Origin of the sequence: Bacillus sp. JJ1521, assembly GCF_036965165.1 — a bacterium.
Lineage (GTDB): Bacteria > Bacillota > Bacilli > Bacillales > Bacillaceae_L > Ferdinandcohnia.
In genome coordinates this window covers 1-8,661 of the sequence record NZ_JBALOX010000079.1, presented here as the reverse complement: position 1 = coordinate 8,661, position 8,661 = coordinate 1, and the positions used below count along the sequence as shown (strand labels likewise).

The following is an 8,661-nucleotide window of genomic DNA, read 5'->3' as shown; positions in this document are numbered from 1 at the left end:
CTTTAATAGATACTCAATTATGTTTTTTTCTAAAACGATTGGAAGCATTCCATTCTTTAAGCAGTTATTATAGAAGATATCTGCAAAGGAAGGAGCTAGGACTGCTTTAAATCCATAATCATGTAATGCCCACGGCGCATGCTCACGTGAAGAGCCACATCCAAAGTTTTCATTCGCAACTAGGATGGATACACCTTCGTTTTCTTTACGGTTTAATTCAAAATTTGGATTTGGACTTCCATCAGCTTCAAAGCGCCAATCAAAAAAGACATATTTTCCAAACCCTGTGCGTTCAATACTCTTTAAAAATTGCTTTGGAATAATTTGATCTGTATCAACATTGCTTCGATCCATTCCTGCAACTTTACCTTGATGAGTGATAAATGGTTCCATGATTATGCCTCCCTTCCTGCCGCGACTTTCTCTATTTTACGAACATCTACGAATTTCCCATGAATTGCGGCAGCTGCTGCCATCGCTGGACTCACCAAGTGTGTACGAGCTCCCTTACCTTGTCGACCCTCAAAGTTACGGTTAGATGTAGAAGCACATCTTTCACCAGCAGGAACTACGTCAGGGTTCATACTTAAGCACATGCTGCATCCAGCATCGCGCCATTCAAAGCCTGCTTCACGGAATACATCTGCAAGACCTTCTTTTTCTGCTTGTAGCTTAACTTGCTGTGAACCTGGAACAACCAAAGCACGTACTTTAGGTGATACCTTTTGGCCACGAATAATGTCAGCAGCTTCACGAAGGTCACCAATACGTGAGTTTGTACAAGAACCAATAAAGACATGCTGGATTTCAATTTCGTTAATTGGAGTGCCTGGTGCAAGATCCATATATTCATAGGCACGCTCGGCAGATCTTTTGTCAACTTCCTTCTTGAAATCCTCTGGGAATGGAACTGTATCTTCAATTGTTACACTCATAGATGGGTTTGTACCCCATGTAACAGTTGGTAAGATTTCTTCTGCATGAATTTCTAAAACTGTATCGAAAACTGCACCTTCATCAGTTGCAAGTTGCTTCCATCTTTCAACGGACGCATCAAAATCAACTCCAGCCGGGCTATGTTTTCTTCCTTTTAAGTATGCGAATGTCGTTTCATCCGGGCTAATTAAACCGGCTTTTGCTCCACCTTCAATGGACATATTACAAATCGTCATTCTTTCTTCCATAGACATGCTTCTAATCGATTCACCAGTATATTCAATAACATGTCCTGTTCCAAAATCAATACCAAATTTGCGGATAATCGATAAAATAACATCCTTTGCATAAACACCAGGAGCAAGGTTTCCGATTACATTAACCTGCATGGTTTTAGGCTTTTGTTGCCATAAAGTTTGGGTTGCAAGAACATGTTCAACCTCACTTGTCCCAATTCCAAATGCCAACGCTCCAAATGCACCATGTGTAGACGTATGACTATCACCACATACAATCGTTTTTCCTGGTTGGGTTAAGCCAAGTTCAGGTCCAATAACGTGCACAATCCCTTGTTCAGGGCTGTATAGGTCAGCTAGTGGAACATTAAATTCCTTACAGTTCTTTTCTAATGCGCTCATTTGTTTTGCAGCAATTTCATCCTTTGTTTGGAAGCGATCACTTGTTGTAGGAACGTTATGATCCATAGTTGCAAAAGTTAAATCTGGTCTTCTAACTTTTCTATTTTTTAAACGTAACCCTTCGAAGGCTTGCGGAGAAGTTACTTCATGGACAAGATGAAGGTCAATATAAAGTAGACTTGGTTTCCCCTCTTCATGATTGATAATGTGCTGATCCCATATTTTTTCAATAATTGTTTTCGGTGCCATTCGTATCTTCATCCTCCTTTTTCACTTTTTTGAAAAGACAAGCTCGGTTTACACCGAGCTATCTAAGTCTTACTACACATTAAGATGGCTTATGCATAAGCAGACATAATATTTGAAATCGCCCCGTCTTCAACTAAGGCTTCTTTAATTTTTTCCACCATTTCAGTTGTTGAAATGGCTCGTTGTTGTGTTTGTGCGACATCTGCAGTGCGGTGACCAGCAGCTAATACATCATCAACCGCTTTTTCGACTGCTTTTGCTTCTTCTTCTAATCCAAATGATAAACGTAACAGCATAGCAGCAGATAAAATGGTTGCGATTGGATTCGCGATATCCTTACCAGCGATATCTGGTGCAGAGCCGTGGATTGGCTCATATAAACTTGGACCGTCTGTTGATAAACTTGCTGATGGAAGCATTCCAAGTGAACCAGTTAACATTGAAGCCTCATCACTTAAAATATCACCAAACATATTCTCAGTTACGATTACATCAAATTGTCTCGGATTTCGGATCAACTGCATTGCCGCGTTATCCACAAGCATATGCTCTAACGTTACATTTGGATAAGAAACAGCAACTTCTTCTGCGACCTCACGCCACATTCTGCTAGATTCTAATACATTAGCCTTGTCAACAGAAGTTACTTTCTTCTTTCGTGACTCTGCCATTTCAAAAGCTTTTTCGATGATCCGCTTCATTTCCGAGCGCTTGTAGGATAGAGTATCAACAGCAGCTTCCTCTCCATCCACTATTCTTCTTTCGCTTGGCGTTCCAAAGTAAATACCACCAGTAAGTTCCCTCACTATGACAAAGTCTGCATTTTCAATAACTTCTTGTTTAAGTGGTGACGAATCTAGCAAGCTATTAAAACAAGTTACAGGTCTTACATTAGCATATAAATTCAATGCTTTTCGAATTTGTAATAATCCTTTTTCAGGACGTAAATGTGGAGGATTTGTATCCCATTTAGGACCTCCTACTGCCCCTAATAATACCGCATCACTTTGTTTACATACTTCCAGTGTTTCCGCTGGAAGAGGAGTGCCTTCAGTGTCTATAGCCACACCACCTATTAAAGCGTGTTGAAATGTAAACTCATGATTGTATTGGTCAGCAACAGCCTTCAACACTTCGATTGCCCCTTTAGTCACTTCTTTACCTACGCCATCACCTCGAAGTACGGCAATACTTTTCTTCATTATGACTCCTCCTCTTTTATTCGCCTATCCACACTGAAAATAGTATTTTTTAAGGTTATACTCCAACTTTTTCAAGTAATTTCTTATTCTTTTCAACGGCTAGTAGTCTATTGACTGCATTTACATAAGCTCTTGCAGAAGCTTCTAACACATCCTGTGCTGAACCTCTTCCGCTGCTTTCTGCATTTTTGTGTTTTACTTTAACAAAAACTTCAGCGAGTGCATCTCGACCTGCACCAACAGATTGGATTCGGTAATCGTCTAAAGTAATAGAAATACCAAAAGCACGCTCAAGTGTGTTATAAAGTGCTTCAACACTTCCTGATCCTGTTGCAGCCTCTTGGATTTGGTTACCTTCGCGATCTGTTAAGGTAATTGTTGCAGTAGGGATTTGGTTTGTACCGTATTGAACCTGTAAAGAAGTCAATTGATACATATCCTCTACATTTGCTACCTTTTCATCTACTAATAATGTCACTAAATCATCATCAGTGATTTCTTTCTTTTTATCTGCTAAATTTTTAAATAGTTTAAATACGCGGTTAACTTCCTCGTCATCTAATGAATATCCTAATTCGAAAATACGGTTGCTTAATGCGTGTCTACCAGAATGTTTTCCAAGCACCATTGAATTAGATTTAACTCCAACCAATTCTGGAGTGATAATTTCATAGGTTGTTTTTTCCTTTAGGACACCATCTTGGTGAATGCCTGATTCATGTGCAAAAGCATTTTTTCCGATTACAGCTTTGTTTGGAGGAACAATCATACCAGTTAATTTACTAACTAAATCACTTGTACGCTTGATTTCAGCCAGCTTTAATCGTGTATTTGCTTGGTAAAAATCCTGACGAATATGCAAAGCAACTGCCACTTCTTCAAGTGAAGCATTACCTGCTCTTTCACCAATACCATTAATCGTTCCTTCTACTTGTAAAGCGCCATGCTCAACGGCTGATAATGAATTAGAAACAGCCATGCCGAGATCATCGTGACAGTGAGTTGATAGGATGACTTTATCAATATTCGGAACGTTATTTATGACATAAGTAAACATTTTTCCATATTCTTCAGGTGTGCCATANNCTAAGAAATCTAATTCAGTTCGGCTCGCATCCTCTGCGGACCACTGGATGATTGGGAAGAATTTTGATGCATATTTTACACTGTCTACTGCCGATTGAATGACCTGATCCTGGGTTTGTTTAAGTTTATATTTTCTATGAATTGGGGATGTAGCAATAAAGGTGTGGAGACGAGGCTCCGCTCCACCCTTTAATGCCTCCCAAGCAGCGTCGATATCGCTTATAACTGCTCTTGCCAAACCTGTTACAGAAACATTTTTGATGCTTTCAGCAATTTGTTTAACTGACTGAAAATCACCTTCAGAGGCAGCTGGAAATCCGGCCTCCATAACATCCACATTGAGTCGTTCCAGCTGCTTAGCTATTTCAAGTTTTTCGTGTAAGTTTAAGTTTACTCCTGCAGACTGTTCACCATCTCTTAATGTAGTGTCAAAAATATTAATTTTCTGCACGGGCACCCACCGCTTCTTTCACTTGTCTTTGCTTCACGAATGGCATCATTGCACGAAGCTTCTTACCTACAACTTCAATTTGGTGTTCAGCTTCAATTTTGTTAATTGCATTGAATTCTGGACGATTTGCTTGGTTTTCAAGGATCCAGCCTTTAGCAAATTTACCAGTTTGAATATCTTTTAATACTTCCTTCATTTCTGCTTTTACACTGTCAGTAACAATACGTGGTCCAGTTACGAAATCTCCCCACTGAGCTGTGTCAGAGATTGAATATCTCATTCCAGCTAAACCTTCTTCATACATTAAATCAACGATAAGTTTTAATTCATGTAAACACTCAAAGTATGCAACTTCTGGTTGGTATCCAGCTTCTACTAATGTTTCAAATCCTGCTTTAACTAATGCAGAAGTACCACCGCAAAGTACTGCTTGCTCACCGAATAGGTCTGTTTCAGTTTCTTCTTTAAATGTCGTTTCTAGAACACCCGCTCTAGCTGCTCCGATCCCTTTTGCATATGCAAGTGCTACTTCTTTTGCATTTCCAGTTACGTCTTGTTCAATCGCAAATAATGCTGGAACTCCTGCACCTTCAGTATAAGTACGACGTACTAGATGTCCTGGGCCTTTTGGTGCTACTAGGAATACATCTACAAAGCTTGGAGGTACGATTTGGCTAAAGTGAATGTTAAAACCATGTGCGAATACTAATGCATTTCCCGGTTTTAATCCTGGTTCAATTTCTTCTTTATATACTTTCGGTTGATTTTCATCTGGTAGTAATACCATAATTACATCTGCTTGTTCAGCTGCTTCGCTTACTGAATAAACTTGATGTCCATCATTTTTTGCTTGCTCGAATGATTTACCTTGACGTAGACCAACAATTACATCTACGCCACTTTCACGTAAGTTAAGTGCATGTGCGTGTCCTTGTGAACCATAACCAATGATTGCAACCTTTTTATTTTGTAAAGCTAGCTCATTTACATCTCCGTTATAATATACCTTTGTCATTTTAAAATCTCTCCCTTGTTAGAATTAAGTTATATATAGTAATGTGATTAACACTGTTACACAATCGAATACGGCTTCATATTAGAAGCAGATTTTTGGTTGCCTCTTGTGAAAGCAGTTGTACCCGTACGGGCAACTTCTTTAATTCCATATGGTTTTAAGAGGTCTAATAACGCTTCTATTTTTTCTGATTCACCTGTTACTTGAATAACTAGGCTATCCTTACTCACATCAATAATATTGGCGCGGAAAGGGTCTATTAAGCTATAAATCTCATTTCTATTAGAAGGGCTGGATGCTACTTTAATGAGAGCTAATTCTCTTGCCACAATGGCTTGATTTGTAATATCCATAACCTTAATAACATCAATTTGTTTGTTTAATTGTTTTGTAATTTGTTCAACAACAGTTTCCTCATCTAGATGAATGACGAATGTCATCCGTGAGAGCCCCTCAGTTTCAGAATGTCCAACTGTGATGCTTTCAATATTGTAGTGACGTTTTGTTAACAGGCCAGTGATGCGATTCAGTACACCAGCACGATTGTTGACTAATAATGTAATGATTCTTTTCACAGCTTAACACCTACCATTTCATGATGACCCTTTCCTGTTGCAACCATTGGGTATACATTCTCTAAAGGCGTTACACTAAAGTCCATAAGAACTGGTCCTTCATATTCAAGTGCTTCCTTCAACACTAGCTCAGCTTCTTTATCATTTGAAGCTTTCAATCCCTTAATTCCATATGCATCAGCTAGTTTCATAAAATCTGGCTGATTAGGAATTAAAGAATGTGAGTATCTCTCTTTATAGAAGAGCTCTTGCCATTGTCTTACCATTCCCAAAGCTTTATTGTTCAGAATGATAATCTTAATAGGAAGATTTAATTCTTGGATAACTGATAGCTCCTGTGAAGTCATCTGGAATCCACCATCTCCTAGAATAGCCACAACAGTTGAAGATTTATCAGCTAGCTGTGCTCCTATACTTGATGGTAAGCCAAAGCCCATTGTTCCTAATCCACCTGAGGTAACCCAACGATTTGGCTTTGTGAAGTGATAGTACTGAGCAGCCCACATTTGATGTTGACCAACGTCAGTCGTTACAATCGCTTCACCCTCTGTAAATTTATAAATAAGTTCTATTAATTTTTGTGGCTTTAGTTCTTCCTCTGAAGGCTTGTAAACAAGTGGATATTCAGCCTTCCATCCAGCTAGTTTTTCTCTCCATCCTTGCGAATCTCCAGGCTTACCATTTTGGTGAACTAAGCTCTTAAGAACTTCTTTCGCATCTCCTACAACAGGAATTTTAGTAGGTACGTTTTTCCCGATTTCAGCAGGATCAATATCTATATGTGCAATTGTTGCATTTGGAGCAAAATGTTTTAAGTTTCCAGTAACACGGTCATCGAATCTAGCTCCAATACTGATAAGTAGGTCACTTTCGTGTAATGCCATATTCGCTGTGTATGTTCCATGCATTCCTGCCATTCCGAGATAGAGTGGATGATCTGCAGGGAATCCACCTAAACCTAAAAGTGTATGTGTTAAAGGGATATTTTGTTGTTCAACATATTCTCTTAACTCCATAGCTGCTTTTGCAAATATTACTCCAGCTCCTGCAAGAATAACAGGCTTTTTCGCTTGGCTAACTGCTTCAACTAGCTTCCTAATTTGTAAATGGTTCGGCTGAATTGTCGGCTGATAACCCGGCAGATGAATTTCTTGATCGTAATCAAATTCCGCTTCATTTACTGTCATATCTTTTGGTATATCAATCAATACAGGTCCTGGTCTTCCAGTAGTCGCAATATAAAATGCTTCTTTAATAATTTTTGGTAGATCTTTAACATCTCTTACCTGGTAACTATGTTTTGTAATTGGCATTGTGATTCCGAGTATATCTGCTTCTTGGAAAGCATCAGAACCGATTACAGTTGAAGCAACTTGACCTGTAAATACAACAAGTGGAATTGAATCAATCATCGCATCTGCTAATCCAGTAACAATATTTGTAGCCCCCGGTCCAGAGGTAGCAATAACGACTCCTGGTTTTCCTGAAATTCTCGCATACCCTTCAGCTGCATGTATTCCACCTTGTTCATGTCTAGATAAGACATGAAAAATACCTGAATCATATAAACTATCATAAATATTAAGAACAGCACCGCCAGGATATCCAAAAATGACTTCTACGTTTTCCCTTTTTAATGCTTCAATTAGCATTTGAGAACCGTTCATTTTTGTAGAAGCTTTGGTTTGTTCCTCCACTTTTGCATTTACGCCCATTTTTCCTTACATCCCTTCCTTATAGTAAATAAAAGTATTAAAGAGTATTAATAAAAAACAGAAAATGCCAGTTCACCCACTAGACCAATTTCTTGGTCGAAGGGGTGAAAAGGCATTTATACTTTCCACGGTACCACCCTTGTTCGTGATCTATAAGACCACCTCAGGAACAACGTTTGTTGTTCATTTTGATAACGGGTGAGCTGTTACCAAACACCCGGTTAGCTCTACTTTTAAAGTATTTCAAGCTAACACTCAGAGGTGAGTTCATCATACGGGATAACACCGGCTTCCACCATTACCGGCTCTCTGTAGATATCGTAACGTAAGACTACTTATCCTCTTCAACGTTTATGAATATTGAAAATTTTCATATTAGATCTTTATAAGCAATATGCCATTGCTGCCACTTTAATACCTAAAAACTTAAACGCTTTACACGATTGAAACCTAAGGTATAAAAAATAATCCAAATCCATGACAACCATCATCTTAATTTAGATNNATATATTTTATATTAGAGCCTATATTACTCTCATTTTTAATCGGAGTCAACACTATTTTATAGAATTGTTAGATTATTTTGATTTACAGAAAAACCTGTATACGCTTACACCTTTGTTGCGATGCGGTTTCTGAATTAAAAGAATTTCTTGAAATATTTGTGAACGAAAATTAGGGATTGAGCTGAAGATTTATGTTCAAATTTAATATGTAGAGGATCTATAAAATCTGAGGTAAAAATAAAAAAACACTTCGATTCATTTTTATGAAAAGAAGTGTTTGTGATTGAT

The 8,661-nt window shown here is 38.3% G+C and carries 7 protein-coding genes and 1 other annotated feature; all 7 genes read right to left on the bottom strand.

From position 1 onward, the window contains the following. A partial coding sequence (leuD, locus tag V7147_RS12890) for a 3-isopropylmalate dehydratase small subunit (RefSeq protein ID WP_335368269.1) occupies window positions 1-393 on the bottom strand: 393 nt, incomplete at its 3' end. 2 nt (window positions 394-395) lie between these two features. Continuing rightward, window positions 396-1,823, bottom strand: a complete 1,428-nt coding sequence (leuC, locus tag V7147_RS12885; protein ID WP_335368268.1) for a 3-isopropylmalate dehydratase large subunit — start codon at window positions 1,821-1,823, stop codon at window positions 396-398. A gap of 89 nt (window positions 1,824-1,912) precedes the next feature. Next, the gene (gene leuB / locus V7147_RS12880) at window positions 1,913-3,025 is read right to left on the bottom strand and encodes a 3-isopropylmalate dehydrogenase (RefSeq protein WP_335368267.1); all 1,113 of its coding nucleotides are present in this window, start codon (window positions 3,023-3,025) and stop codon (window positions 1,913-1,915) included. A 55-nt stretch (window positions 3,026-3,080) separates the two neighbouring features. Continuing rightward, the gene (locus V7147_RS12875; protein ID WP_335368266.1) at window positions 3,081-4,562 is read right to left on the bottom strand and encodes a 2-isopropylmalate synthase; all 1,482 of its coding nucleotides are present in this window, start codon (window positions 4,560-4,562) and stop codon (window positions 3,081-3,083) included. After that, on the bottom strand, window positions 4,549-5,577 hold the full coding sequence (gene ilvC, locus V7147_RS12870) for a ketol-acid reductoisomerase (protein ID WP_335368265.1): 1,029 nt from the start codon (window positions 5,575-5,577) through the stop codon (window positions 4,549-4,551). The genes V7147_RS12875 and ilvC overlap by 14 nt, the downstream gene beginning before the upstream one ends. Before the next feature lie 56 nt (window positions 5,578-5,633). Continuing rightward, window positions 5,634-6,152, bottom strand: coding sequence for an acetolactate synthase small subunit (ilvN, locus tag V7147_RS12865; protein WP_335368264.1), 519 nt, complete (start codon window positions 6,150-6,152; stop codon window positions 5,634-5,636). Further along, window positions 6,149-7,867 (bottom strand): acetolactate synthase large subunit, encoded by a 1,719-nt coding sequence (gene ilvB / locus V7147_RS12860; RefSeq protein ID WP_335368263.1) that lies wholly within the window; start codon window positions 7,865-7,867, stop codon window positions 6,149-6,151. The genes ilvN and ilvB overlap by 4 nt, the downstream gene beginning before the upstream one ends. A 97-nt stretch (window positions 7,868-7,964) precedes the next feature. After that, window positions 7,965-8,224: a binding site (T-box leader), on the bottom strand. Window positions 8,225-8,661 lie beyond the last annotated feature (437 nt).

Bases quoted from the DNA above. Each gene is read 5' to 3' on its own strand.
- leuC (WP_335368268.1), bottom strand. From the start codon at position 1,823: ATGGCACCGAAAACAATTATTGAAAAAATATGGGATCAGCACATTATC.
- leuB (WP_335368267.1), bottom strand. From the start codon at position 3,025: ATGAAGAAAAGTATTGCCGTACTTCGAGGTGATGGCGTAGGTAAAGAA.
- ilvC (WP_335368265.1), bottom strand. From the start codon at position 5,577: ATGACAAAGGTATATTATAACGGAGATGTAAATGAGCTAGCTTTACAA.
- ilvB (WP_335368263.1), bottom strand. From the start codon at position 7,867: ATGGGCGTAAATGCAAAAGTGGAGGAACAAACCAAAGCTTCTACAAAA.